22 protein-coding genes and 1 tRNA gene are annotated in these 24,958 nt (G+C 64.9%); 5 read left to right on the forward strand and 18 right to left on the reverse strand.

Going from position 1 to position 24,958, the window contains the following annotated elements; genetic code table 11:
* Nucleotides 1–4 precede the first annotated feature (4 nt).
* From AC1Q5S_RS09085 to rpsB, 16 genes are all read right to left on the reverse strand, one after another.
* Entirely contained in the window at nucleotides 5–778 is a 774-nt protein-coding gene (locus AC1Q5S_RS09085) for a TrmH family RNA methyltransferase (protein ID WP_492238688.1), read from the reverse strand.
* 46 nt (nucleotides 779–824) lie between these two features.
* On the reverse strand, nucleotides 825–1,442 hold the full coding sequence (gene rnhB / locus AC1Q5S_RS09090) for a ribonuclease HII (RefSeq protein ID WP_303833552.1): 618 nt from the start codon (nucleotides 1,440–1,442) through the stop codon (nucleotides 825–827).
* Nucleotides 1,414–2,571, reverse strand: coding sequence for a lipid-A-disaccharide synthase (lpxB, locus tag AC1Q5S_RS09095; RefSeq protein WP_492238689.1), 1,158 nt, complete (start codon nucleotides 2,569–2,571; stop codon nucleotides 1,414–1,416). The genes rnhB and lpxB overlap by 29 nt, the downstream gene beginning before the upstream one ends.
* A 9-nt stretch (nucleotides 2,572–2,580) precedes the next feature.
* Nucleotides 2,581–3,369, reverse strand: a complete 789-nt coding sequence (gene lpxA / locus AC1Q5S_RS09100) for an acyl-ACP--UDP-N-acetylglucosamine O-acyltransferase (RefSeq protein ID WP_422204291.1) — start codon at nucleotides 3,367–3,369, stop codon at nucleotides 2,581–2,583.
* 29 nt (nucleotides 3,370–3,398) lie between these two features.
* The gene (gene fabZ, locus AC1Q5S_RS09105; RefSeq protein WP_026436865.1) at nucleotides 3,399–3,839 is read right to left on the reverse strand and encodes a 3-hydroxyacyl-ACP dehydratase FabZ; all 441 of its coding nucleotides are present in this window, start codon (nucleotides 3,837–3,839) and stop codon (nucleotides 3,399–3,401) included.
* A 16-nt stretch (nucleotides 3,840–3,855) separates the two neighbouring features.
* The gene (lpxD, locus tag AC1Q5S_RS09110) at nucleotides 3,856–4,836 is read right to left on the reverse strand and encodes a UDP-3-O-(3-hydroxymyristoyl)glucosamine N-acyltransferase (RefSeq protein ID WP_303833549.1); all 981 of its coding nucleotides are present in this window, start codon (nucleotides 4,834–4,836) and stop codon (nucleotides 3,856–3,858) included.
* A 24-nt stretch (nucleotides 4,837–4,860) separates the two neighbouring features.
* Nucleotides 4,861–5,379 carry an OmpH/Skp family outer membrane protein gene (locus AC1Q5S_RS09115; protein ID WP_422204294.1) on the reverse strand — a complete coding sequence of 173 codons (519 nt, stop codon included), beginning with the start codon at nucleotides 5,377–5,379 and terminating at the stop codon, nucleotides 4,861–4,863.
* Nucleotides 5,379–7,676 carry an outer membrane protein assembly factor BamA gene (bamA, locus tag AC1Q5S_RS09120; RefSeq protein WP_303833547.1) on the reverse strand — a complete coding sequence of 766 codons (2,298 nt, stop codon included), beginning with the start codon at nucleotides 7,674–7,676 and terminating at the stop codon, nucleotides 5,379–5,381. Before bamA ends, AC1Q5S_RS09115 begins: the two co-directional genes overlap by 1 nt.
* 45 nt (nucleotides 7,677–7,721) lie before the next feature.
* Nucleotides 7,722–9,086 carry an RIP metalloprotease RseP gene (rseP, locus tag AC1Q5S_RS09125; RefSeq protein WP_422204296.1) on the reverse strand — a complete coding sequence of 455 codons (1,365 nt, stop codon included), beginning with the start codon at nucleotides 9,084–9,086 and terminating at the stop codon, nucleotides 7,722–7,724.
* A 26-nt stretch (nucleotides 9,087–9,112) separates the two neighbouring features.
* Nucleotides 9,113–10,303 (reverse strand): 1-deoxy-D-xylulose-5-phosphate reductoisomerase, encoded by a 1,191-nt coding sequence (ispC, locus tag AC1Q5S_RS09130; protein WP_303833545.1) that lies wholly within the window; start codon nucleotides 10,301–10,303, stop codon nucleotides 9,113–9,115.
* Nucleotides 10,300–11,157, reverse strand: a complete 858-nt coding sequence (locus tag AC1Q5S_RS09135) for a phosphatidate cytidylyltransferase (protein ID WP_303833544.1) — start codon at nucleotides 11,155–11,157, stop codon at nucleotides 10,300–10,302. Before AC1Q5S_RS09135 ends, ispC begins: the two co-directional genes overlap by 4 nt.
* A gap of 9 nt (nucleotides 11,158–11,166) precedes the next feature.
* Complete coding sequence (gene uppS / locus AC1Q5S_RS09140) at nucleotides 11,167–11,898, reverse strand: polyprenyl diphosphate synthase (RefSeq protein WP_303833543.1); 732 nt, start codon at nucleotides 11,896–11,898, stop codon at nucleotides 11,167–11,169.
* Between the two features lie 30 nt (nucleotides 11,899–11,928).
* Entirely contained in the window at nucleotides 11,929–12,489 is a 561-nt protein-coding gene (gene frr / locus AC1Q5S_RS09145) for a ribosome recycling factor (protein WP_303833542.1), read from the reverse strand.
* A gap of 49 nt (nucleotides 12,490–12,538) precedes the next feature.
* Complete coding sequence (gene pyrH / locus AC1Q5S_RS09150) at nucleotides 12,539–13,261, reverse strand: UMP kinase (protein ID WP_303833541.1); 723 nt, start codon at nucleotides 13,259–13,261, stop codon at nucleotides 12,539–12,541.
* 50 nt (nucleotides 13,262–13,311) lie between these two features.
* Entirely contained in the window at nucleotides 13,312–14,238 is a 927-nt protein-coding gene (gene tsf, locus AC1Q5S_RS09155; protein WP_303833540.1) for a translation elongation factor Ts, read from the reverse strand.
* 106 nt (nucleotides 14,239–14,344) lie between these two features.
* Nucleotides 14,345–15,097, reverse strand: coding sequence for a 30S ribosomal protein S2 (rpsB, locus tag AC1Q5S_RS09160; protein WP_303833539.1), 753 nt, complete (start codon nucleotides 15,095–15,097; stop codon nucleotides 14,345–14,347).
* 185 nt (nucleotides 15,098–15,282) lie between these two features.
* On the opposite strand from rpsB, the gene AC1Q5S_RS09165 reads away from it, so the two are divergent.
* Nucleotides 15,283–16,626, forward strand: coding sequence for an amidase (locus AC1Q5S_RS09165; protein ID WP_492238690.1), 1,344 nt, complete (start codon nucleotides 15,283–15,285; stop codon nucleotides 16,624–16,626).
* Nucleotides 16,627–16,675: 49 nt separating this feature from the next.
* The gene (locus AC1Q5S_RS09170) at nucleotides 16,676–17,914 is read left to right on the forward strand and encodes an FAD-dependent oxidoreductase (RefSeq protein WP_303835910.1); all 1,239 of its coding nucleotides are present in this window, start codon (nucleotides 16,676–16,678) and stop codon (nucleotides 17,912–17,914) included.
* A gap of 99 nt (nucleotides 17,915–18,013) precedes the next feature.
* Here AC1Q5S_RS09170 and AC1Q5S_RS09175 read toward each other — a convergent pair whose 3' ends face one another.
* Entirely contained in the window at nucleotides 18,014–19,537 is a 1,524-nt protein-coding gene (locus tag AC1Q5S_RS09175) for a CoA-acylating methylmalonate-semialdehyde dehydrogenase (protein ID WP_303835908.1), read from the reverse strand.
* Between the two features lie 111 nt (nucleotides 19,538–19,648).
* Between AC1Q5S_RS09175 and AC1Q5S_RS09180 the strand changes: the two genes are divergently transcribed.
* Both AC1Q5S_RS09180 and AC1Q5S_RS09185 read left to right on the forward strand, forming a co-directional pair.
* On the forward strand, nucleotides 19,649–20,593 hold the full coding sequence (locus tag AC1Q5S_RS09180; protein ID WP_303835906.1) for a LysR family transcriptional regulator: 945 nt from the start codon (nucleotides 19,649–19,651) through the stop codon (nucleotides 20,591–20,593).
* A gap of 58 nt (nucleotides 20,594–20,651) precedes the next feature.
* Nucleotides 20,652–22,181, forward strand: coding sequence for an NAD(P)H-hydrate dehydratase (locus AC1Q5S_RS09185; RefSeq protein ID WP_492238691.1), 1,530 nt, complete (start codon nucleotides 20,652–20,654; stop codon nucleotides 22,179–22,181).
* Nucleotides 22,182–22,269: 88 nt separating this feature from the next.
* Here AC1Q5S_RS09185 and rnr read toward each other — a convergent pair whose 3' ends face one another.
* Nucleotides 22,270–24,591, reverse strand: a complete 2,322-nt coding sequence (gene rnr / locus AC1Q5S_RS09190; RefSeq protein WP_492238692.1) for a ribonuclease R — start codon at nucleotides 24,589–24,591, stop codon at nucleotides 22,270–22,272.
* A gap of 19 nt (nucleotides 24,592–24,610) precedes the next feature.
* On the opposite strand from rnr, the gene AC1Q5S_RS09195 reads away from it, so the two are divergent.
* Nucleotides 24,611–24,695: transfer RNA gene (locus AC1Q5S_RS09195), tRNA-Leu, on the forward strand.
* Nucleotides 24,696–24,958: the final 263 nt, after the last annotated feature.

Raw genomic sequence — 24,958 nt, forward strand, 5'->3', positions numbered from 1 at the left:
AATTTCAGCGCGTGGCGCCACTGGCGTGCAGGCAGATGGCTGCGGCGGCAGCCACGTTCAGGGACTCCTCGCCGCCAGGCTGCGCAATGCGGATACGCCGGGTGGCACGCTCCTCCAGCGCGGGCGACACGCCCTGCCCTTCATGGCCCAGCACCCAGGCGCACGGCCACGGCAAGGCGGCGCGGTGCAGGAAGTCGCCATCGTGCACATGGGTCACCAGCAGTGGCACCTGAAGCGCCTGGAGGCCCTGCACCTCCAGCCCTTCCACCAGATCGAGCGCAAAGTGCGCGCCCATGCCCGCGCGCAGCACCTTGGGCGCCCACAGCGCCGCACTGCCCTTGAGCGCCACCACCTGCCGGAAGCCAAATGCCGATGCACTGCGCAGGATGGAGCCCACATTGCCCGCATCCTGCACGCGGTCCAGCACCACCGTGGCCACCGCCGCCTGCAACCCCCTCGGCGCGGCGACATCCACAACAAACCCCATGGGCGCCGGTGATTCCAGGCCACTGATGTCCGCAAACAGGGCATCGGCGATCACTACGACCTTAATAGCCGCTTGCGCATATGCAACGGGTGCCTGAGGCCAAAAAGACTCCGAAAACACCGCCACCACGGGCCGCACGCCACGCTGCAGGGCCGCGCTGCACAGGTGGTCGCCCTCCAGCCAGACACGGCCCTGCTTGCGGTAGGCCGTGCTGTCCTGCGCCAGCCGGCGCAGGTCTTTGACAAAGGCGTTGTCACGCGAGTGGATGACGGTCAGGGGAGCGGAGGTCATGCGGTGTCCCGTGCGGGCAAAGAAGGGGCCCGGTACGCCGGGCCATTCAGGCCAGCACCCTGGCCACGGGTGCAAAGCTGTGCCGATGGTGTATGCAGGCGCCATGCTCGCGCAGGGCGGCCATGTGCACGGCCGTGCCGTAGCCCTTGTGGCCGGCAAAGCCGTATTGCGGGTACTGCGCATCGACCTGCACGCACCAGCGGTCCCGGTGCACCTTGGCCAGGATGGAGGCCGCCGAAATGGCAGGCACCAGCGCATCGCCCTTGACAATGGCCTCGGCCGGCATGTCCAGCGTGGGCAGCCGGTTGCCATCGACCAGGACCATCTTCGGCTTGAGCCGCAGGCCCAGCACGGCGCGGCGCATGGCCAGCAGCGTGGCCTGCAGGATGTTCAGACGGTCGATTTCCTCGACACTGGCTTCGGCGATGCTGCAGCACAGCGCCTTGGCCCGGATCTCGTCAAACAGGGCCTCGCGCCGCGCGGCGGTGAGCTTCTTGGAGTCGGCCAGTCCGGCGATAGGGTGCAGCTCGTCGAGGATGACCGCAGCGGCCACCACGGGCCCGGCCAGCGGGCCGCGGCCGGCCTCGTCCACCCCCGCCACCAAACCCGGGGGATGCCAGGGCAAGCTGGCCTGTTCAGGCGGCAAGGATTTTCTGGATCGCATCGGCAGCCAGTTGAGGGGTGTTGCGTTGCAGGCTTTCGTGCAGCGCCGTGAAGCGCCGCTCCAGGGCCGCGATTTTCTGGGGATTGCTGCGCCGCGCGTCCAGCCAGTCCAACGCTGCCGCGCAAAGCGCTTGCGGCGTGGCCGCGTCCTGGATGAGTTCAGGCACCACAAACTCGCGGCAAAGGATGTTGGGCAACCCCACCCAGGGCTGCAACTGCCTGCGGCGCATGAGCCACCAGCTCCAGCGATGCATGTGGTAGCCGATCACCATGGGGCGCTTGAAGAGTGCCGCTTCCAGCGTTGCGGTACCGCTGGCGATCAAGGTGGCATCGCAGGCGGCAAGCACGGTGTGGGACTGCCCCGCAATGATCTGCACCGCCCCACCCAGGCCACAGTGGTGGGCGATCTGAACGATCCGATCATGCAAGGCGGGCACCGCCGGCACTACCAATTTGATGGCGGGTCGCGCTTTAAGCACCAGCGCCGCCGCCTCAAAGAAGGGCTGGGCTATGTACTGAATCTCGGAAGAACGGCTGCCGGGCAGGATGGCCAGCACCTCGTCCGAATCCTGCAGACCGAGTTGCGCCCGGGCGGCAGCGCGGTCTGGCAGCATGGGAATCACACCCGCCAGCGGGTGGCCCACATACGTAGCCGCAATGCCATGGTGCGCCAGAAGTTCCGGCTCGAACGGAAAAATGCACAGCACATGGTCCGCGCTGCGTCGGATCTTCTCGACCCGGTCGGCACGCCAGGCCCAGATGGACGGACACACGAAGTGCACCGTCTTGATGCCGGCGGCACGCAGATCGGCCTCCAGCCCCAGATTGAAGTCGGGCGCGTCCACGCCGATGAAAACATCGGGACGGTCCCCGAGCAAACGCTCGCGCAGCTGTTTGCGGATTCCGAGCAACTCCCGCAGCCGGCGCAGCACTTCCATGCTGTAGCCATGGACGGCCAGCTTCTCGCTGGGCCACCAGGCCTGAAAACCACGCCGCTGCATTTGCGGGCCACCAATGCCGCAGGATTGCAACTGTGGCCAGTGGGCCTGCATACCATCGATCAGCAGGCCTGCGAGCAGATCGCCCGAGGTCTCGCCCGCCACCATGGCAACGCGGGGGGAAATACTCATGGGCGCCCCTCAGCGCGCAATGCCGCGCGTGGAGGCATCCAGAAAGGCCAGCACCAACGCGATGTCGGCGGTGGCTTCCGGATGGGTGGCCGGCAACTCGGCGATGGCGGTGCGGGCGGCCCCCAGGGTCAACCCCTGCCGGTACAGCATGCGATGCATCTGCTTGATGCCCGCCATCCGCGCAGCCGAGAAACCACGGCGACGCAGGCCTTCGAGGTTCAGCCCCCGCACGGCCAGCGGGTTGCCGTCCACCATCATGAAGGGCGGGACGTCCTGCGAGATGTGGCTGGCAAAACCGGCCATTACATGCGCGCCCACCTTCACAAACTGGTGAATGCCCGTGAGCCCGCCGATGATGGCCTGGTCCGCCACCTGCACATGCCCGGCCAGCGTGGCATTGTTGGCCAGGATGGTCTGGTTGCCCACCACACAGTCGTGTGCGATGTGCACGTAGGCCATGATCCAGTTGTCATCGCCTATGGTCGTCACGCCCTTGTCCTGGGTGGTTCCCAGGTTGAAGGTGCAGAACTCGCGGATGGTGTTGCGGTCCCCGATGACAAGCCGTGTGGGCTCGCCCGCGTACTTCTTGTCCTGCGGCGCGGCACCGAGCGATGCAAACTGGAAAATGCGGTTGTCCGCACCGATGGTGGTGCGCCCTTCGATCACGCAATGCGGGCCCACTGTGGTGCCGGCCCCGATGGAAACATCGGGGCCTATCATGGTGTACGGCCCCACTGTCACGGAGGGATCGATGCGGGCACCCGCCTCGACAATGGCTGTGGGATGAATATTGCTCACGGTCCAACAGATCTGAACAGTTTGGTCAGTCAGCCTACGCTGCGCATGGTGCACATGAGTTCGGCTTCGCAAGCCACCTCGTCGCCCACGCTGGCCACGCCCTTGAACTTCCAGATGCCACCGCGCACGCGGTCGATGGTGATGGACAGGATCAGCTGGTCACCCGGCTCCACGGGGCGCTTGAAGCGCGCGCCGTCGATACCGACAAAATAATAGATGTTGTTTTCATCGGGCACCTTGCCCATGGCATCAAAAGCCAGCAGGCCTGCGGCTTGCGCCAAGGCTTCAAGGATCAACACACCGGGCATCACGGGGCGGCCGGGGAAATGCCCCATGAAATATGGCTCGTTGAACGTGACGTTCTTGATGGCCTTGATGCGGGTGTTGCTCTCAAGCTCGATCACCTTGTCTACCAGCAGAAACGGGTAGCGGTGGGGCAGCTGCTTGAGAATTGCGTGGATATCCATCATCGAGTTGTTCTTCCGTTCATGCTGCCTTCAGGGCCTGCTCCAGCGCCTTGATGCGCTCGCGCAGGCTGTGCAATTGTTTGAGTGTCGCAGCGTTCTTTTCCCAGCGGGCATTGTCGTCGATGGGGAACATGCCGGTGTACTGGCCCGGCCTGTTCAAGGAGCGTGTGACCACCGTGCCCGCGGAAATATGCACGTTGTCGGCCAATTTCAGGTGGCCCAGCACAATCGCGCCCCCACCAACAGTGCAATGCGCTCCAATGGTGGCGCTGCCCGCGATGCCCACACACCCGGCCATCGCAGCATGCTTGCCGATGTGCACGTTGTGGCCCACCTGGATCAGATTGTCGAGTTTCACCCCGTCTTCGATCACGGTGTCCTGCAGCGCACCGCGATCTATGCAGGTGTTGGCACCGATCTCGACATCGTCGCCAATGCGCACGGCGCCCAGTTGTTCGATCTTGATCCATTGCCCGTTTTCTGGCGCAAAACCAAATCCGTCGGCCCCGATCACCACGCCGGCGTGCACGATGCAGCGCGCGCCGATGTGGCATTCTTCACCCACCGTCACGCGCGACTTGAGCACCGTGCCTGCGCCAATGTGGGCACCGCGCTCGACAACGCACAGCGGGCCGACCGAAGCACTGGGATGCACCACGGCGGTCGCATCCACCACGGCACTGGGGTGCACACCGGCTTGCACGGCTTCGCCATGGCGCTGCCGCCAAAGCTGCGTCACCCGGGCGAAATAGGCATAGGGGTTGTCCGCCACGATGCACGCGCCGCGCACCAGCGCAAGCTCGTGCATGGCAGGCGCCACAATGACGCAGGCCGCCCGGGAGGCGGCCAGTTGCTGCTGGTAACGCGGGTGGCTCAGGAAACTGATGTCCCCTGGACCGGCGGTTTCGAGCGGTGCGATGCGAAGAATCTCGGTTTCCCGCAGCCCCCCTTCCAGCGATCCGCCCAGCGCGTCGACAATGTTCCCGAGGAGCAAACTCACGCGCCACCCACCCTGAGCCGCGGCTTATTTGCCAGCGGCATTCAGCGCCTTGATCACCCGATCGGTGATGTCGTGCTTGGGATTGATGTACACAGCTTCCTGCAGGATGACGTCGTACTTCTCCGCCTCGGCCACTTGCTTGACCACTTTGTTGGCGCGCTCCAGAACCTGTGCGAGCTCTTCGTTCTTGCGGGCATTCAGGTCTTCCTGGAACTCACGACGCTTGCGCTGGAATTCACGGTCCTGGTCCACCAACTGGCGCTGGCGGGTGGTGCGCTGGCTCTCGGCCATGGTAGGGGCCTCGCGCTCAAATTTCTCCGTCGCCGTCTTCAAGGTGTTGCCCATGTCGATGAGTTCCTTCTCGCGACGGGAAAACTCCTGCTCCAGCTTGGCCTGGGCCGCCTTGGCGGTGGTGGCTTCGCGGAAGATGCGGTCGGTATTGACAAAACCGGCCTTGAATTCTTGTGCCTGCAGCGCAGGAGCAGCCACGGCCAGTGCGCTCAGCAGCACACCCAAAGTGAAATGGCGGGAAAGGGATTTCATTAGAAGGACGTACCAATCTGGAATTGAAGTTTCTGGATTCTATCGCCGGCGAACTTGCGCACCGGTTGCGCATAGGCAAGACGCAGCGGACCCAGGGGGGAAATCCAGCTCAGGCCCACACCTGCGGATACGCGCATGTCATTAAAACTGACTTTGTCATCTTCGCCATACACATTACCCACGTCCACGAAAGTGAAAATGCGCAGCGTGCGGTCATTGCCGGCCCCTGGGAAAGGTGCCATCAACTCGGCATTGAGCGTGACTTTCTTGGGCCCGCCCAAGGAAGCGCCCGTGACATCGCGCGGCCCCAGTGTGCCCTGATCGAAACCACGTACGGAACCCAGGCCACCGGAGTAAAAATTCTTGAACACCGGAAACGGCCGACCGTTCATGCCCTTGCCATAGCCCAGTTCGCCATTGAAGGCCACCGTGAAACGCTTGTTCAGCGGGATGTACTGCTGGTACTGGTAGTTCGCCCGCAGATAGCGCGCATCACCTGCCACAGACCATTCGGAATTGAGCCGCTGATAACGCCCCGAATTGGGTGCCAGCGCACTGTCGCGGTCATCGCGCGACCAGCCAATGGTCAGGGGAGCGGCGATGCTGCTGCTTCCATAGGTGTCCGCGTAGGCCAAGTAGGCGGCCGGCATGAGGGTGCCTGCCTTGATCTTGATCTGCTCCACCCCGCCACCGAAGAACACGGTGTCGGTCTCGCTGAAGGGCACCCCGAAACGAATGGATGCACCCGTGGTGACCAGCTGGTAATTGCCACCCTGCTCTTCATAGGGCTTGTCGGTACGGTAGTAGAGATCCATCGTACGGGAAATGCCATTCTGGGTGAAATACGGATTGGTGGTGCTGAACACCAAGGTGCGGCGGTACTTGCTGGTGTTGACATCCACCCCCAGATAGTTGCCGGAACCGAAAACGTTTTCCTGCTTGATGGAAAAGGACAAGGCCACCTTTTCAGCACTGGAAAAACCGGCGCCCAGTTGCAGTGACCCTGTGGGCTTCTCGGCCACATTGATCACGAGGTCGACCTGGTCTGGCGATCCAGGCACTTCCTGGGTTTCGATGCCCACTTCGGTAAAGTAGCCAAGCCGGTCCACACGGTCGCGCGACAGGCGGATCTTCTCGCCGTCATACCAGGAGGCCTCGTACTGTCGGAATTCACGGCGCACGACTTCATCACGGGTGCGGTTGTTGCCGCTCACATTGATGCGCCGCACATACGCCCGGCGGGCCGGTTCGGCCTGCAGCACCAAGGTCACGCGGTTGTTTTCGCGATCGATGTCGGGCACCGCCTCGACGCGCGCGAAGGCAAAACCGAAACGCCCAAAATATTCGGAAAAAGCCTTGGTCGTTTCAGTGACCTGATCGGCGTTGTAGGGCTCGCCCGGGCGAATGGTGACCAGCGACTTGAACTCGTCGTCGCGATCGAGGTAATTGCCTTCGAGCTTCACCCCCGACACCACGAAACGCTCGCCTTCGGTGACATTGACCACAATGGAGATGTCCTGCTTGTCGGGCGAGATGGCCACCTGGGTGGAATCCACGCGAAACTCCAGGTAGCCGCGCTGCAGATAGTACGAGCGCAGGGTCTCCAGATCGGCGTTGAGCTTTGCACGGGCATAGCGGTCCGACTTGGTGTACCAGCTCAGCCAGCCGCCGGTGTCCTGGTCAAAGAGCCCCTTGAGCGTGGACTCGCTGAACGCCTTGTTGCCCACAATGCGCACTTCCTTGATGCGTGCAGGCTCGCCTTCCACCACCGTGAAGGTGAGGTTGACACGGTTGCGCTCAATGGGCGTCACAGTGGTCACCACTTCGGCGCCGTACAGGCTCTTGTTGATGTACTGGCGCTTGAGCTCCTGCTCTGCCCGGTCGGCCAGCGCCTTGTCGTAGGGACGCCCTTCGGTGAGCCCCACGTCGCGCATGCTCTTCTTGAGAGCCTCCTTGTCGAATTCCTTGGTGCCTGCAAAATCGACATCGGCAATGGTCGGGCGCTCTTCCACCACCACCACCAGCACATTGCCGGTGGCTTCCAGCCTCACATCCTTGAACAATCCCAGACCGAACAGCGCCCGGATGGCGGCCGCGCCCTTTTCATCGTTGTAGTCATCGCCCACCCGCAGCGGCATGGAAGCAAAAATGGTCCCAGGCTCCACGCGCTGCAACCCCTCCACCCGGATGTCCTGCACCTTGAAGGGCTCCAGAGCCCAGGCCGCATTGGCGACAAAAACCATGGCGGCAACGGCCGCTGCAGTACGCACGCCCAAGCGATTGATGTGTTTTTTCATGAGTGAAGCGGAAGCCGCATGACGCAGGGGACAGCGGCAAAAAGGTTAGCCAAATAGCCGGGTGATATCGTTGAACAGGGCAATGGACATCATGAGAAGAAGCACTGCCACGCCACCGCGCTGCAACTGCTCCATCCACGCATCCGACACCTTCCTGCCGGTCACACCCTCCCAAAGATAATACATCAGGTGCCCACCATCAAGGACTGGCAAGGGCAGCAGGTTCAGCACGCCCAGACTCACGCTGATGAGTGCCAGAAACACCAGGTACTGCGTGAAACCCATGCTGGCCGAGCGGCCGGCATAGTCGGCAATCGTCAAGGGTCCACTGAGATTTTTCAGGGACGCCTGGCCAAGCACCATGCGGCCCATCATGCGAAGCGTCAGGGCGGACACGTCCCAGGTCCGTACAACGCCATTCCACAAGCCCTCAACGGGCCCATGCTGAACGATCACCAGCTCGGGCGGCGCGCCCACATAGGCACCGATGCGACCCACAATGCCGTCTTGCTCTTTAAAGATTTCGGGCATCACGTCCACGGTCAGCTGCTGACCTCCACGCTCGATGCGCCAGGGCTGCACCACGGCCGCCTCGGCGCGCACGGACTGGCGAATCAGTTCGCGCAGCTGCTGGCCATCCACCACTTCTGTCACGCCTATTTTCAGGACCACATCGCCCTGGCGAAGCCCCGCGCGCTGCGCAGCGCCACCGGCCATGATTTCGCCCAACACCGGACGCGTCCAGGGCCCCAGAAGCCCCACCTTGCGAAACAGTTGCGCATCGGCCTCGCGCGTGTCGAGCTGCGCCATATCCAGCAACACCTCCCGGTGCACGGCACCAGGTGTTGGCTCGACCTCCAGCCGCACCCTTTCGCCCTCCAGGGCGCCGCGGGTCAACAACCAGCGCAAGTCCTCGAAAGAACGCACGGGCTCCAGTTCGTTCGCACCCAAGGCCGCGCTGTGCACCAGCTCACCGCCGCGCAAACCCGCAGCCTGCGCTACCGAACCCGCCACGGGGCTGGCCAGCAGCGCCCTGGGTTCCTGGACACCGATCCAGTTGACCACCGAATACAGCAACACGGCCAGCAGCAGATTGGCCAGTGGACCCGCTGCCACGATGGCCGCGCGCGCGCGCAGGGGCTGGGCATTGAACGCAAGATGGCGCTCGGCCTCGGACACGGGCGCCTCGCGCTCATCGAGCATGCGCACATAGCCCCCCAACGGGAACGCACTCAGCACAAATTCGGTGGCGGAACCCTTGGGCTGCCAGCGCAGGAGCGGTTTGCCAAAACCCACCGAAAACCGCAGCACCTTGACACCACAGGCCACCGCCACCCGGTAATGTCCATACTCGTGCACTGCGATTAGCACGCCCAGAGCAACAACGAAAGCGACAAGCGTCAACAACATGCAATGGCTCCGTGAATCAACCGCATTCAGCCGGCCATGCGGCCGACAGCCTGCTCGGCCACACTGCGCGCCTGGGCATCCAGGGCCAGCAAGGCCTTGAGCGAATCGGGGTTGGAGGGGGAAACCGCTTCCAAAGTTGCAAGATTGAGATGGTGTATCTGATCGAAACGGATGCGACGCTCCAGAAACGCCGCCACCGCCACCTCGTTGGCCGCATTCAGGACCGCCGTCGTGCCCTGCGGGGCCGCCAGGGCGTCCCACGCCAGCTGCAGCCCGGGAAAGCGGTCGCGATGCCCATGGTCGTCGATGGACTCGAAGGTCATGGCGGAAAGCGCATGGAAATTCAGCGCCGAAGCCCCCGACTCGACCCGCTCGGGCCAGGCCAGGCCGTACGCGATGGGAACACGCATGTCCGGGGTGCCCAGTTGCGCCACCACCGAAGTGTCCCGGTACTGCACCATGGAGTGGATGATGCTTTGGGGGTGGATCACCACATCCAGTTGCGACGGAGCCAGGCCAAACAGATAGCGCGCCTCGATGACTTCGAGTGCCTTGTTCATCATGGTGGCCGAATCCACCGAAATCTTGCGCCCCATGCTCCAGTTGGGATGGGCGCAGGCCTGCTCCGGCGTGACATCGCGCAGCGTGTCGGGCGATCGGGTGCGAAATGGCCCCCCGGAGGCGGTCAGAATGATTTTCTCGACCCGCTGGCTCCAGGTGGCGGCATCTTCGGGCAAGGACTGGAAGATGGCTGAATGCTCGCTGTCGATCGGCAGCAACGTGGCCGCCCCTTCGCGCACCGCATCCAGAAACACGTCGCCCCCGACGACCAGCGCCTCCTTGTTGGCCAGCAGCAGGCGCTTTCCGGCCCAGGCCGCCGCGAGACAAGGCGCCAGCCCCGCCGACCCGACAATGGCCGCCATGACCGTATCCACCTCCTCGTTGGAAGCTATTATTTCAAGAGCATCTGGGGATTGAAGGACATGCGTTTTGAGCCCATTTACCTTGATTTTCTCAGCCAGCAAACGGGCATGCGGTGCGCTGGCCATCACGGCAAAGCAAGGCTTGAATTGCGCGCACTGCGCCAGCATCAGGTCCACCTGGGTGGCTGCACTGAGGGCAAACACCTCGAATCGATCCGGATGGCGTGCCACCACGTCGAGCGTGTTGGTACCAATAGAGCCAGTAGAGCCCAGAACAGTGAGTCGTTGTTTCATAGGGGTGTCGTCAGGCGCGTCAGCATCAGGGCCAGGGGAAGTGTGGGCAACAAGGCATCCACGCGGTCCAGGACCCCGCCATGCCCCGGCAGCAGGCCACTGCTGTCTTTCACGCCCGCACTGCGCTTGATCAGCGACTCCACCAGATCACCGGCCACGCTCATGGCCACCATGAACAGGACCGAAATCACCAGCAGCCAACCACCCTGCTGCGCCAGGCGGCTGTAGAAACTGGGCACTGCGGCCTGCCAGTAGGTATCTGCGGCAACCCAGGCAAATGCCAGCACGATCACGCCCGCCAGCCCGCCCCACACCCCTTCCCAGCTCTTGCCGGGACTGATGGAAGGCGCCAGTTTGCTCTTGGTGAAACGCAAACCAAAGGCGCGGCCGGCAAAGTAGGCAAAGATATCGGCCACCCACACCAGAACCAGCACCGACAGCAGAAAATTGACGCCCAGATGGCGGGCCTGCACCACGGCCAGCCAGGCGAGCCAAAGTGCCAGCACCCCGGCCACCAGGCGCACGGCCGCAGGAATGCGGGGCCAGCCCGGCACGCCGGCGCGCAGCAGCCAGGCCGCACACAGCACCCACAGGCCACCTCCAACGATCCACAGGGCGGTCAGGGGCCGATCAATCCAGCCCAGCGCCCAAGACGCACCGCACAGGGCAACGCAGGCAGCGCCCACGGCCAGCGAACCTGCCTGGCCAAAGCCGCTCAGGCGCCCCCACTCCCATGCGCCGGCAGCCATGAGCACCAGCACGACCAGCGTGAATGGCACCGCGGAGGGATAAAAAAGCGCGGGCAGCAGAATGGCCAGCAGGACAAGAGCGGTGATGACACGCTGTAGAAGCATGGGGCCTATTCAGCCGAGCACCGGGACGGGATGCGCGGTCAGGATTTGTTCGGAGGTTTTGCCAAAACGGCGCTCGCGTGCACTGAAGGCGGCAATCGCCTCATCCAGTGCCGATTCGTCGAAATCCGGCCAGAGCCGGTCGCTGAAAAACAACTCGGAGTATGCGGCCTGCCACAACAAAAAGTTGCTGATCCGCATCTCGCCCCCGGTACGGATCACCAGGTCCGGGTCGGGCACATGGGCCAGGCCCATCGCGCCATTCAGACTGGCCTCGGTGATGGGTTCGCCGCGCACTGCCAGCGACGCAGCGGCCCGGGCGATGTCCCAGCGGCCGCCGTAGTTGAAGCACACGTTGAGCACGAGGCGGGTGTTTTCCGCTGTGGCGGCCTCCGCCCGTGCCAGGCCGTCACGCACCTTGGATGATAGGCCCGCGCGCTCGCCCACAAAGTACAGGCGAACGCCGTCTTTTTTGAGCTGCGGCACCTCGCGCGCCAGCGCCATCGCCAACAGTTCCATGAGGCCAGAGACCTCATCGACCGGACGGTTCCAGTTTTCGGATGAGAACGCAAAGACGGTCAGCACGGCCACGCCCCGCTGCACGCAAGCGCGTGCGCAACGGCGCAGCGAATCAACCCCTTGCTTGTGGCCCGCCAGGCGCGGCAGGAAGCGGCGCGTAGCCCAACGGCCGTTGCCATCCATGACGATGGCAATGTGGTGTGGCACCACCTTGGGTTCAGACATGTAGAACGATCAGGCCCGTCAATGGACGGCTCAGACCGCCATGATTTCCTGTTCTTTGCCCGCCACCAGAGAGTCGATCTCCGCGATGTGCCTGTCGGTGAACTTCTGCACTTCGGCTTCGGCGCGCTTTTGGTCGTCTTCCGATGCCAGCTTGTCCTTGACCAGCTTCTTGACGGATTCGTTGGCGTCACGGCGCAGGTTGCGCACGGCGATCTTGGCGCTCTCGCCTTCATTGCGCGCCAGTTTGGTCATTTCCTTGCGACGCTCTTCGCTCATGGGCGGCATGGGCACGCGGATCAGATCACCCATGGACGCAGGGTTCAGCCCCAGATCGCTTTCGCGGATGGCTTTCTCGATCTTGGCGCCCATGCCCTTTTCCCAGGGCTGCACGCTGATGGTGCGCGAGTCGATCAGGGCCACATTGGCGACCTGGCTCAACGGCACAAACGATCCGTAGTACTCCACCTGCACGGTGTCCAGCAGCGCAGGGTTGGCACGGCCGGTGCGAATCTTCTGCAGGTTGTTCTTGAATGCGGTGATGGACTGGTCCATCTTGGTTTCGGCAGTCTTCTTGATGTCGGCAATCGTCATGTTTTCTCCTGGGGCCGGCCTGCATCCGGTGCAGGCCCATCCATCGTGATCAAGCGTAAACCAACGTACCTTCGTCTTCACCCATCACCACGCGCTTCAAGGCGCCGTGCTTGATGATGGAGAACACCTTCACCGGCAGCTTCTGGTCGCGGCACAAGGCGAAGGCAGTCGCATCCATGATGCCCAGATTGCGGGACATGGCCTCGTCGAAGCTGAGCTTCGTGTAGCGCGTGGCCGTGGGATCCTTCTGGGGGTCGGCAGTATAAACGCCGTCCACCTTGGTGGCCTTGAGCACCAGCTCGGCGCCAATTTCGGCACCGCGCAGGGCAGCGGCCGTGTCGGTGGTGAAGAAAGGATTGCCCGTGCCAGCCGCAAACACGACGACCTTGCCCTCTTCGAGGTACTGCAAGGCCTTGGGGCGCACATAGGGCTCGACCACCTGCTCGATGGCAATGGCAGACATCACGCGCGCCACCAGGCCCTGCTTGTTCATCGCATCGGCCAGGGCCAACGCGTTCATCACGGTGGCCAGCATGCCCATGTAGTCGGCGGTGGCACGGTCCATGCCAACCGAGCCGCCCGCGACGCCACGGAAAATATTGCCCCCACCGATCACCACCGCCACCTGGACGCCCAGGCGGGTGACCTCGGCGATCTCCTCCACCATGCGAACGATGGTGGTGCGGTTGATGCCGAAGGCATCATCCCCCATCAGCGCCTCACCAGACAGCTTGAGCAGGATGCGCTTGTGGGCTGGTGCAGCGTGGGACATGGGGACTTTCTCCGGTGATAGGAACGGGGCTTGGGGGATAACGGAAACGATCAGGCAGCAGCCTTGGCAGCAGCCACTTGCGCAGCCACTTCGGCGGCGAAGTCGTCCACCTTCTTCTCGATGCCTTCACCCACGACATACAGCGTGAAGCCCTTCACGTTGGTGTTGGCAGCCTTGAGCATCTGGGCCACGGTCTGCTTGCCGTCGGCAGCCTTCACGAAGACCTGGTCGGCCAGCGAGACTTCCTTGAGGTATTTCTGCACAGCGCCGTCGATGCGCTTGGCGGTGATTTCCGCGCTTTGCGCAGGCTTGCCGGCAGCCACCAGTTCCTTGTTGGCTTCGTCGGCCTTGCCTTCGGCGACAGAACGCTCCTTGGCGATCAGTTCGGCAGGCACGTCGACGCTGGTCAGCGCCACGGGCTTCATGGCGGCCACATGCATGGCCACATCCTTGGCGGCAGCTGCATCACCGTCGAACTCGACGACCACGCCGATGCGCGAGCCGTGCAGGTAGGCCGCCAGGCTGGAGCCGCTGAAGCGCTTGAAGCGGCGGAACGACATGTTCTCGCCGATCTTGCCGATCAGACCCTTGCGCACGTCTTCCAGCGTGGGGCCGAAGCTGTCTTGCTCGTAGGGCAGCGCGCCCAGGGCTTCAATGCTGGCGGGGTTGTGCTCGGCCACCAGCTTGGCGGCAGCGTTGGCCATGGCGATGAAGCTGTCGTTCTTGGAGACGAAGTCGGTTTCGCTGTTGACTTCGATCAACGCACCCAGGTTGCCGTTGATGAAGCTGGCGACCACGCCTTCAGCAGTGATGCGCGAAGCGGCCTTGCCAGCCTTGGTGCCGAGCTTGACACGCAGCAACTCTTCGGCCTTGGCCATGTCGCCGTCGGCTTCGGTCAGGGCCTTCTTGCATTCCATCATGGGAGCGTCGGTCTTGCCACGCAGTTCAGCCACCATGCTTGCGGTAATTGCAGCCATCTTTATTCCTTCAGTATTCAGTTCAGTCAGTTCAGATTCGGGCTAAAAAAAAGGGGGCTCACCAGGGGCCCCGCTTTTATCCGCGATACATCGCGCAGTCGGGACTTCAGGCAGCGGACTCTTGCACTTCCACGAATTCATCGCCGCCTTCGGAGGCAACCGCCTTGACCACTTCGTTCACGGCGTTGGCACGGCCTTCGATGATCGCATCAGCGATGCCGCGTGCATACAGCGTCACAGCCTTGGCAGAGTCGTCGTTGCCGGGGATCACGTAGTCGATGCCTTCGGGCGAGTGGTTGGTATCCACCACACCGATCAGCGGAATGCCCAGCTTCTTGGCTTCGGCCACGGCGATCTTGTGGAAACCCACGTCGATGATGAAGATCGCGTCGGGCAAGGCCGCCATGTCCTGGATGCCACCGATGTCCTTCTCCAGCTTGGCGATTTCGCGGCTGAACGTCAACTGCTCTTTCTTGCTCAGGCTGTCAAGGCCGGTTTCGAGCTGGGCCTTCATGTCCTTCAGGCGCTTGATCGAGGTCTTGACGGTCTTGAAGTTGGTCAGCATGCCGCCCAGCCAGCGCTGGTCCACAAAAGGCACGCCAGCGCGCTGTGCTTCGGTGGCCAGAATTTCACGGGCCTGGCGCTTCGTGCCGACCATCAGGATCGTGCCGCGGTTGGCAGCCAGCTGCTTGGCGAACTTCTGGGCTTCCTGGAACAGTGGCAGCGACTTTTCCAGGTTGATGATGTGAATCTTGTTGCGATGGCCGAAGATGTAGGGGGCCATCTTGGGGTTCCAGAAGCGGGTCTGGTGACCGAAGTGGACACCTGCTTCCAGCATTTCGCGCATGGTAACGGACATAAAAATACTCCAAAGGTTGGGTCTAAAATCCAGCCCCAATACTTGCGCCGCCGTGCATCTGCACGAAGACGCAACACCTTGACAGGGCTGGTTTGCGATTGGTTTTGCCGCCTTCGCAGAACACACCACCGAAGGCATTGCACGCGCCGACGCTCTCAGCAAAACCCAAAGATTCTAGCACAGCCATGCTTATTGACCTCACCTCCACCCGCCAGCGCCTGCAGGACGGCACCCACACCGCCACTGCGGCACTGGAGCAGTGCCTGGATGCGGCACAGTCTGCCGCCTGCACCCATGCCTTCTTGCGCCTTATGCCGGATGCAGCGCACACCCTCCCGGTGCCAGGCGATCTCACCCGGTTGCCGCTGGCCGGGCTTTCCGTATCGGTCAAGGATCTGTTTGACATCGCCGGCCAACCCACCGCCGCCGGCTCCACGGCCCTGGCCGACGCGGCGCCGGCGCCGCACGATTGCCCTGCCGTCGCCCGCCTGCGCTCCGCCGGCGGCACGGTCATCGGCCGCACGAACATGGTGGAATTTGCCTTCTCGGGTGTCGGCGTGAACCCGCACTTTGACACGCCCGCAGCGTGGGATGGGCGCTTTGGCGCGTTGCCGGGGGCGCCGAGAATTCCCGGAGGCTCGTCTTCGGGCGCGGCCGTGTCGGTGGCGACCGGGGCCGCATTTGTGGGCCTGGGCTCGGACACGGGCGGCTCCATCCGCATCCCCGCGGCGCTCAACGGTATCGTGGGCTTCAAGAACACGGCCCGGCTGGTGCCCACGGCGGGCGCCATTCCGCTGTCCACCACGCTGGATACGGCCTGCGCCATGACGCGCAGCGTGCGCGATGCCATCGTGGTGCACGAGGTGCTGGCCGCGCGGCGCGTCACGCGCAGCCCCGCCCCCCTGCGTTGGTGGCGGCTGGCCGTGCCATCCACCACCTTCCTCGACAACCTGGATGCCACGGTGGCCCGGGCATTCGGCCGCACGCTGGACACCTTGCGCCAAGCGGGCGCCCACATTGAAGAAATCGACCTGCCGCTGACGGCCGAACTCGGCCCCATGCAGGCGGGCGGCAGCCTGTCGGCGGCAGAAAGCCACGCCTGGCACCGCCCCTTGCTGGCGCGGCAGGCGGCGCAATACGATCCGCGGGTACGCAGCCGCATCGAGCGTGGCGCCACCATGGTGGCCGCGGACTACATCGATCTGCTACAGGCCCGCCAGCGCTGGATAACCCGCATGGACGCCGCACTGGCCCCTTACGACGCCCTGCTCTCGCCCACGGTGCCGATGGTGCCCCCCCCCATCGCCGAGGTGGCGCCTGGCGCCGAGCGCGATGCCGAGTTCTTCCGCGTCAACGCCCTGCTGCTGCGCAACACCAGCGTGGTGAACATGCTCGATGGCTGCGCGCTGTCGCTGCCCTGCCATGTGGCCGGGGAACTCCCGGTCGGGCTGATGGTCTGGCACGCTGCCTTGCACGACGACGCGGTACTCAACGTGGGCCTGCAGATCGAGCAGATACTACAAAAATAATAGCTACCAGCGCTTTACCATCAAGCGCTAGAGAAAACCATTCAATTTCATGAAAATCGCCATCGTGGGCGCCGGCATTGTCGGCGTGTCCACCGCATACGAGCTGGCCCATGATGGCCACGAGGTCACCGTCTTCGAACAACGCAACGCCGCCGCCGAGGAGGCCAGCTTTGCCAACGCCGGCCTGCTGGCGCCGCACCTGCTCACACCCTGGGGCACACCCGGCCTGGGCACGCCTCTGAAGCTCCTGGGCCGCCGCGCCACGCTGCGGCTGGCCGAAGGCTTCAAAGGCACCGACCTGGCATGGCTGTGGCGCTGGCGGCGCGCAGCGCGGCGCGGCGCACCGGCCGCACAGCTGTCGACCCTGGAGGGCCTGGCACGCTACAGCCAGCAGCGCCTGCAGCACATCGCCGCGCAACACGAGCTGGATTTTGAAAGCAGCCAGGGGCGCCTCATCCTGCTGCGCACCGCGCAGGAACAGGCCCGCTGGCAACCCGCCCTGCAGGTTCTGCGCGACGCCGGGATTGCGCTGCGCGAGATCGATGCCGACGCCGCACGCCAGATCGAGCCCGGCCTGTGCCCCGAAACCCCGCTGGCGGGGGCGCTGCACCTGCCCGACGCCATGGCCGGCAACTGCCGGCTGTTCGCCCAACTGCTGCGCCAGGGCACCCAGGCCGGCGGCGTGCAATTTGCCTTTGGCACCCGCGTGGCCCGGCTGGCCTCCCAGCCCCTGGGCGTGCAGGTGCAGGGCGAAAGCGGCACCCGCTCGTTCGATGCTGTCGTGCTGTGCGCCGGCATCGCGTCGGCCGCCCTGCTGCGCCCCCTGGGCCCGCGCCTGCCGATGGCGGCGGTACATGGCTATTCCGTCAGTGCCCCGCTGCGCGAGGCCCTGCATGCGCCGGTGGCGAGCGTGGTGGACAGCCAGCTGCAGATCAGCATCACGCGGCTGGGCCAGCGTGTGCGCATCGCGGGTGGCGCCGAACTGGGCGCGACGGATGCCGCACACCACGTCCCCACGCTGCAACAGCTCTACCGGACCCTGAACGACTGGTTCCCCGGCGGCGCCCTGCTCTCGTCCGGGCTGCAGGTATGGCGCGGAGCACGCCCCACGCTGCCCGACAGCGCGCCCGTGGTGGGGGCCAGCGGCGTGCCGGGCCTGTGGCTCAACACGGGCCATGGCGCGGGCGGATGGGCACTGGCCAGCGGCTGCGCCCGCGCCGTGGCAGACCTGATCGGCCAGCGCGGCCCGGATATCAGCCTGGAGGGGCTGGGTATCCAGCGCTTTTGAATGGCCAAGGACCGGAGATGGCGTGCGACCGCGTGCGCCACACCGCCATAAAACAAAGGGGCCGATGGCCCCTTTGTTGCATGCAGTGCCGTATCCGCCTTACTTCGCCGTCGGCATCACGAACTCGGCGCCCTTGGGTGTGCTCTCGGGCCAGCGCTGCATGATGCTCTTTTGCTTGGTGTAGAAGCGCACGCCTTCTTCGCCATAGGCGTGCATGTCGCCAAACAGGCTGCGCTTCCAGCCGCCAAAGCCGTGCCAGGCCATGGGCACCGGGATCGGCACGTTGATGCCGACCATGCCGGCCTGGATGCGGCGGCCAAACTCGCGGGCCACGTTGCCGTCGCGCGTGAAGCAAGCCACGCCGTTGCCGAATTCGTGGTCGTTGACCAGTTTCACCGCTTCACCAAAATCCTTGGCACGCACCACCGCCAGCACGGGGCCGAAGATTTCTTCCTTGTAGATGCGCATGTCCGGCGTGACGTGGTCGAACAGCGTGCCGCCCAGCCAGAAGCCGCCTTCGCAGCCCTCTCCCGCCTGCTTGCCATCAAAGCCACGGCCATCCACCAGCAGTTGCGCGCCTTCCTTCACGCCCAGGTCGATATAGCCCGAGATGCGCTCGTGGGCGGCACGGGTGACGATGGGGCCCATCTCGGCGGCCAGGTTGGTGCCGTTGAGCACCTTGAGCGCCTTGGTGCGCTCGATGAGCTTGGGCACCAATTTGTCGGCGGCATCGCCCACCAACACGGCCACGCTGATGGCCATGCAGCGCTCGCCGGCCGAGCCGTAGCCCGCGCCGATGAGGGCGTCCACCGCCTGGTCGATGTCGGCATCGGGCATGACGACCATGTGGTTCTTGGCGCCACCCAGGGCCTGCACGCGCTTGCCGTGGCGGGCGCCGGTTTCGTAGATGTAGTTGGCGATGGGGGTCGAGCCGACAAAGCTGATCGCCTTGACATCGGGGTGTTCGATCAGCGCGTCCACCGCCTCCTTGTCACCCTGCACCACGTTGAACACACCGTCGGGCAACCCCGCCTGCTGGAACAGATCGGCCATCATCAGCGAGGCCGTGGGATCGGTCGGGCTGGGCTTGAGCACGAAGGTATTGCCCGCCGCAATGGCCACCGGGAACATCCACATGGGCACCATCACCGGGAAGTTGAACGGCGTGATGCCTGCCACCACCCCCAGGGGCTGGCGCAACGTCCAGTTGTCGATGCCCGTGCTCACCTGGTCGGTGAAGTCACCCTTGAGCAATTGCGGGATGCCGCAGGCGAACTCGATGATGTCGATGCCGCGCGCCACCTCGCCCTGCGCGTCGGTGAACACCTTGCCATGCTCGGCGGTGATGGCACGGGCCAGCGCATCCTTGTTCTGGTTGACCAGTTCCAGAAACTTGAACAGCACGCGCGCACGGCGGATGGGCGGCGTGTCGGCCCAGGCCGGAAAGGCCGCCTGCGCAGCAGCCACGGCTGCGTCCACATCCGCGCGGTGGGCCAACGCGACGCGGCCGGTCACCGCGCCCGTGGCGGGATTGGTCACATCCTGGCGGCGGGTGCTGGCGCCGGCAACGCGCGCGCCCTGGATGTAGTGGCCAATGGGGATGGGCTGGGTGGCGGTGGTCATGCAAACCTCTTTCAAAAACAGTGGAACGTGGCCTGCAGTCTAGGAACCAAACCCCGCCGCGCCAAGGCCGCCGCCGTGAAATGATTGTTCACATTGGTGAACAATAGCACCATGAAATCGACAGACCACACCCAACCCGAAGCCCTCTGGTCCCACCTGCACTGGCTGGTGGTACTGGGCGAGCAAGGCAGCTACACCGGCGCGGCGGCGCGGCTGGGCGTGAGCAAGGCGGCCATGAGCCAGCACATCGCGGAGCTGGAGCGCGCCGCGGGCGTGCCGCTCGTGCGGCGCACCACCCGCAGCGTGGGCCTGACCGAGGCGGGGCGGCAACTGGTGGACGACACGCGCGGCGCCTTCGAGCGCATTGCCGAGAGTTTTGCCGGCGTGCGCGACCGCGCCGGAGTGCCCCAGGGCCGCCTGCGCGTGACCGCCCCGGTGGCGCTGGCGCGCCAGCAACTGGTGCCGCGGCTGCCGACATTTCTGCGCGCCTACCCCGAGGTGCGGCTGGAGCTGGACCTGTCGGACAACCTGCGCTCGCTGACCCTCGAAGGGTTGGACCTGGCCATCCGCCACACCGCCGTGGCCCCCGACACCCACGTGGCCTGGCGGCTGTGCACCACGCGGTCGGTGCTGGTGGCCAACCGCGCCTATCTGCGCCGCGCTGGCACGCCCCGTGCGCCCGACGACCTGCGCCAGCACGACTGCCTGCACTACCCCCGCACCCAGGAAGCCCCGGCATGGACTTTCGAGCCCCAGGTGCCCGGCGCTTCGCCGCGCGTGACCGTGCCCGTGACCGGCCCGCTGGCCGCCAACAACAGCGAAGCCCTGCGCGATGCCGCGCTGGCGGGCCTGGGCATTGCGCTGGTGCCCGACTTCAGCGCGCAGGCCGCGCTGCAGGCGGGCAAGCTCGTCGAGGTGCTGCCGGATTGGCGCCCCGTGGGCACCTTCAGCGAGACGATCCATGCCATCCGCCCCTATTCGGCCCATGTGCCGCGCGCGGTGTCGGTTTTCGTGGAATGGCTGCGCGAGGCCTTTGCGCCGGGCTTTGGGGCCTGACGCAATAATGGGTTGACACGCTTTGCGCCGATCGAATCCACTCCGGAAAAACGCAGCCATGCACCCCATCACGCCGCAGCAGCCGCACCCCCTGTTCAACACCGCAGCCACCCGGCGCACGGAACGGCAAGCCGCCGCGAGCCTGCCGCCCCACACCCTCATGCAGCGCGCCGGCCTGGCCGTGGCACGGCTGGCACGCGCGCTGGCACCCCATGCCCGCACGGTGTGGATTGCCTGCGGCCCCGGCAACAACGGCGGCGACGGGCTGGAGGCAGCCATGCATTTGCAGCGTGATGGGCGACGGGTGGTGGTGACCTGGCTGGGCCACCCGGAGCACGCCCCCGCCGACGCCCGCCAGTCGTGGCAGCGCGCGCAGGCCGCAGGCGTTACATGGGCCGACGAAGCACCCACCGGCATGACGGCCGCGGACCTGTGCATCGATGCCTTGCTGGGGATTGGCGTCACATCCATCGCTACGCGGGCGCCCGACAACCGGATGCTTGCGGCACTGACCGCCCTGCAGCACAGCCCGGCTGCGGTGCTGGCCGTCGATCTGCCCTCGGGCCTCGATGCCGACACCGGCCAGTTCGCTGCGGGTTTCAGCCCACCCCCCACTGCAGCAGCCCATTTACCGCAAAAGGCGCACCACACCCTCAGCCTGCTGACGCTCAAGCCCGGTCTGTTCATCGCCTCGGGGCGTGACGCTGCCGGCAGCGTGTGGCTGGATGATTTGGGCACATCACCCCCTTCAGAATCCCCCAGCGTCTGGCTTTCCGGCCCCGCCCTGCCCGCGCCACGCAGCCACGCCAGCCACAAGGGCAGCTACGGCGACGTGGCCGTGGTGGGCGGTGAGGGCCTGGCGGCGCGCGGCCTGGGCATGACGGGCGCGGCGCTGCTGGCGGCATCGGCCGCATTGCATGCCGGCGCGGGCCGGGTGCTGGTGGCATTGCTCGACGAGGGCCGGATGGCACTGGATGGAGCGCAGCCCGAACTGATGTTCCGCCGCTTTGACGCGCTGGCGCTGGAAGAACTCACGGTGGTGTGTGGCTGCGGCGGCGGCGAGGCCGTGCGCACGGTGCTGCCCGCCGTGCTGGCACAGGCCGACCGGCTGGTGCTAGACGCCGACGCGCTCAACGCCCTGGCCTCTGATGCGGCGCTGCGCTCCCTGGTGGTCAACCGCAGCGGGCGCGGGCTGCCCACGGTGCTCACGCCCCACCCCCTCGAAGCGGCACGCCTGCTGGGCCTGTCTGCCGCGGAGGTGCAGGCCGACCGGCTGCGCGCTGCCCAGCAACTGGCGCAGCAGTTGCACTGCATCGTGGTCCTCAAGGGGTCCGGCACGGTGATCGCGGCACCGGGGCAAGCCCCCGCCATCAATCCCACTGGCAACGCCCGGTTGGCCACCGCTGGCACCGGCGATGTGCTGGCGGGCATGGTGGGCGCCGGCCTGGCAGGCGGCAGGGCCACGGGGGCCGATGCCCTGCGTGCCGCCACGGAGGCTGTGTACCGGCACGGCTTTGCCGCCGACCGCTGGCCTGCCGGCGGCACATTGACGGCCGGCGCCCTGGCGCGTTACATCGCAAATTATTGAGAAAATAGCTGCTTGCACTTGTGAGTCAAGCGCAGGCAGCTATCAATACAAGAGCAAATCATTCCCTGCAGCGCGCGCTGCAGGCGGCTCAACTGCGGCGCGGCTTGCGGCTCTTGCTTTTGCCCGCCTTGCCATTCACGGCCGCCTTCTTGGCCGATGCCTTGGCTGCTCCGGCAGGCGAGCGCGCTGCCTGTTCCCGCGTCAGACCGGCGCGCTCGGTGGCCGAGGGTTCTGGCGCCTGGGCGCGCTTGCGCCCGCCCGAACGCCCTGCCTTGCGGGCCGCGGATTCCGGGGCCACGCCCTTCTCCTTGAGCGCACGGCCGATCAGCTCCTCGCCCTCGCGGATCAGGCGGAAATCGATCTTGCGCCCATCGAGGTCCACACGGCTGACCTGCACCCGCACCCGCGTGCCAATGGAATAGCGGATGCCCGTGCGTTCACCGCGCAGTTCCTGGCGCGCCTCGTCGAACTTGAAGTACTCGCCCCCCAGCTCGGTGATGTGCACCAGGCCTTCCACATACATCGCATCCAGCGTGACGAAGATGCCGAAGCTCGTGGCCGCACTGACCACGCCGCTGTATTCCTCGCCCAGGTGCTCGCGCATGTACTTGCACTTGAGCCAGGCCTCGACATCGCGGCTGGCCTCGTCGGCACGGCGCTCGTTGGCGCTGCAATGCAGGCCGGCGGCCTCCCAGGCCTGCGTGTCGCGGCTGGGGGGCGCCACGTCCTTGCGCGGCCTGGTGCCAGGTGCCGCCACGCGGGCCGCCAGGCGCTTGGCCAGCTTGGCGTGGGCTTCCCCGGGGGTGGGCAGCGACGGCAGGGCGTACTTGGTTTTGCCCAGAATGGCCTTGATGACGCGATGCACCAGCAGGTCGGGGTAGCGCCGAATGGGGCTGGTGAAGTGCGTGTAGGCCTCGAAGGCCAGACCGAAGTGCCCGCTGTTGATGGGGGTGTAGATGGCCTGCTGCATCGACCGCAGCAGCATGGTGTGGATCTGCTGCGCGTCGGGCCGGTCCTTGGTGGCCTCGGCAATCGCCTGGAACTCCGACGGATGGGGGTTGTCACCGATCGTCATGCCCACCGCCATCGCCTTGAGGTAGCCCCGCAGGATTTCCTGCTTCTCGGGCGTGGGGCCTTCGTGCACCCGGAACAGGCCGGGCTGGCCGCCCTGCGCAATGAAGTCGGCGCTGCACACATTGGCGGCCAGCATGGCTTCTTCGATCAGCTTGTGGGCGTCGTTGCGGGTGCGCGGCACGATCTTTTCGATGCGGCCGTTCTCATCACAGATGATCTGCGTCTCGGTGGTTTCAAAATCCACGGCTCCGCGCTGCTGACGGGCCACGAGGAGCGCGCGGTACACGTCGTGCAGGTTGATCAGGTCTTTCACCCGGTCCTTGCGTTTGCCCGCTTCGGGCCCGCGGGTGTTCGCCAGGATGGCAGCGACTTCGGTGTAGGTAAAGCGCGCGTGGCTGTACATCACGGCCGGGTAGAACTGGTAGGCATGCACCTCGCCCTTGGCGGTGACCAGCATGTCGCAGACCATGCACAGGCGCTCGACCTCGGGGTTGAGCGAGCACAGGCCATTGCTGAGTTTTTCAGGCAGCATGGGGATCACGCGGCGCGGAAAGTACACGCTGGTGGCGCGATCGTAGGCGTCGATGTCGATGGCGCTGCCGGTCTCCACATAGTGGCTCACGTCGGCAATGGCCACCAGCAGACGCCAGCCCTTGCCGCGCCCCACCTTGGCGGGCTCGCAATAGACGGCATCGTCGAAGTCGCGCGCATCTTCGCCGTCGATGGTGACCAGGGGCACGTCGGTCAGATCGACCCGGTGCTTCTTGTCCTGCGCGCGCACCGTGTCGGGCAGCTCTTTGGCCTGCGCCAGGCATTCGGCCGAGAACTCGTGCGGCACGCCATATTTGCGCACCGCGATTTCAATCTCCATGCCCGGGTCGTCCACCTCGCCCAGCACTTCGGTGATGCGGCCCACGGGCTGGCCAAACAGCGCCGGGGGTTCGGTCAACTCGACCACCACCACCTGCCCCGGCTTGGCCGCGCCGATGGCACCCTTGGGAATCAGCACGTCCTGCCCGTAGCGCTTGTCTTCCGGGGCTACCAGCCAGACACCGCTTTCCTGGAGCAAGCGGCCGATCAGGGGCTGCGGCGGACGCTCGATGATCTCCACCACGCGCCCCTCGGGGCGACCCCGGCGATCCTGGCGCACGATGCGCACGCGCACCCGGTCCTTGTGCAGGACGGCGCGCATTTCATTCGGGGGGATGTAGATGTCGCCTTCGCCATCATCGCGAAGGACGAAGCCATGGCCGTCACGGTGCCCCTGCACGCTGCCTTCAATCTCGTCCGACAGATGTGCAGCGGATGCGTTGGGGGTGATTTTTTTGATATACAATCTTAGACTTTCCTGAAATGCCCAGGTGGCGGAATTGGTAGACGCACTAGTTTCAGGTACTAGCGAGTAACATCGTGGAGGTTCGAGTCCTCTCCTGGGCACCAAGTTTAACGAGAACCGGTTACGGTTTTCAGAATATTGAAGCCGCTGTATCTACAGCGGCTTTTTTATTTGCCAAGAGCTTCCCGCCGCTGCCTGCTGGCGCCTGATTGCGCGCTCTCCACAAAATTTGCCAGCGACTCGCCGAAAGCCCGAAAAACTTGTTCTATAATCCAAAGCTGATCTGAAAGCCCAGGTGGCGGAATTGGTAGACGCACTAGTTTCAGGTACTAGCGAGTAACATCGTGGAGGTTCGAGTCCTCTCCTG

It is taken from the genome of Acidovorax sp. GW835-FHT14B10 (assembly GCF_058793725.1).

What these genes read in the sequence shown, in the direction of transcription:
- uppS (WP_303833543.1), bottom strand. Translation starts at nt 11,898, where the DNA reads ATGTCTGAACCCAAGGTGGTGCCACACCACATTGCCATCGTCATGGAT.
- AC1Q5S_RS09115 (WP_422204294.1), bottom strand. Translation starts at nt 5,379, where the DNA reads ATGAAATCCCTTTCCCGCCATTTCACTTTGGGTGTGCTGCTGAGCGCA.
- rpsB (WP_303833539.1), bottom strand. Translation starts at nt 15,097, where the DNA reads ATGTCCGTTACCATGCGCGAAATGCTGGAAGCAGGTGTCCACTTCGGT.
- AC1Q5S_RS09180 (WP_303835906.1), top strand. Translation starts at nt 19,649, where the DNA reads ATGAAATCGACAGACCACACCCAACCCGAAGCCCTCTGGTCCCACCTG.
- fabZ (WP_026436865.1), bottom strand. Translation starts at nt 3,839, where the DNA reads ATGATGGATATCCACGCAATTCTCAAGCAGCTGCCCCACCGCTACCCG.
- AC1Q5S_RS09165 (WP_492238690.1), top strand. Translation starts at nt 15,283, where the DNA reads ATGCTTATTGACCTCACCTCCACCCGCCAGCGCCTGCAGGACGGCACC.
- frr (WP_303833542.1), bottom strand. Translation starts at nt 12,489, where the DNA reads ATGACGATTGCCGACATCAAGAAGACTGCCGAAACCAAGATGGACCAG.
- AC1Q5S_RS09170 (WP_303835910.1), top strand. Translation starts at nt 16,676, where the DNA reads ATGAAAATCGCCATCGTGGGCGCCGGCATTGTCGGCGTGTCCACCGCA.
- AC1Q5S_RS09085 (WP_492238688.1), bottom strand. Translation starts at nt 778, where the DNA reads ATGACCTCCGCTCCCCTGACCGTCATCCACTCGCGTGACAACGCCTTT.
- ispC (WP_303833545.1), bottom strand. Translation starts at nt 10,303, where the DNA reads ATGAAACAACGACTCACTGTTCTGGGCTCTACTGGCTCTATTGGTACC.
- rnhB (WP_303833552.1), bottom strand. Translation starts at nt 1,442, where the DNA reads ATGCGATCCAGAAAATCCTTGCCGCCTGAACAGGCCAGCTTGCCCTGG.
- pyrH (WP_303833541.1), bottom strand. Translation starts at nt 13,261, where the DNA reads ATGTCCCACGCTGCACCAGCCCACAAGCGCATCCTGCTCAAGCTGTCT.
- lpxB (WP_492238689.1), bottom strand. Translation starts at nt 2,571, where the DNA reads ATGAGTATTTCCCCCCGCGTTGCCATGGTGGCGGGCGAGACCTCGGGC.
- tsf (WP_303833540.1), bottom strand. Translation starts at nt 14,238, where the DNA reads ATGGCTGCAATTACCGCAAGCATGGTGGCTGAACTGCGTGGCAAGACC.
- bamA (WP_303833547.1), bottom strand. Translation starts at nt 7,676, where the DNA reads ATGAAAAAACACATCAATCGCTTGGGCGTGCGTACTGCAGCGGCCGTT.
- AC1Q5S_RS09185 (WP_492238691.1), top strand. Translation starts at nt 20,652, where the DNA reads ATGCACCCCATCACGCCGCAGCAGCCGCACCCCCTGTTCAACACCGCA.
- AC1Q5S_RS09175 (WP_303835908.1), bottom strand. Translation starts at nt 19,537, where the DNA reads ATGACCACCGCCACCCAGCCCATCCCCATTGGCCACTACATCCAGGGC.
- rseP (WP_422204296.1), bottom strand. Translation starts at nt 9,086, where the DNA reads ATGTTGTTGACGCTTGTCGCTTTCGTTGTTGCTCTGGGCGTGCTAATC.
- AC1Q5S_RS09135 (WP_303833544.1), bottom strand. Translation starts at nt 11,157, where the DNA reads ATGCTTCTACAGCGTGTCATCACCGCTCTTGTCCTGCTGGCCATTCTG.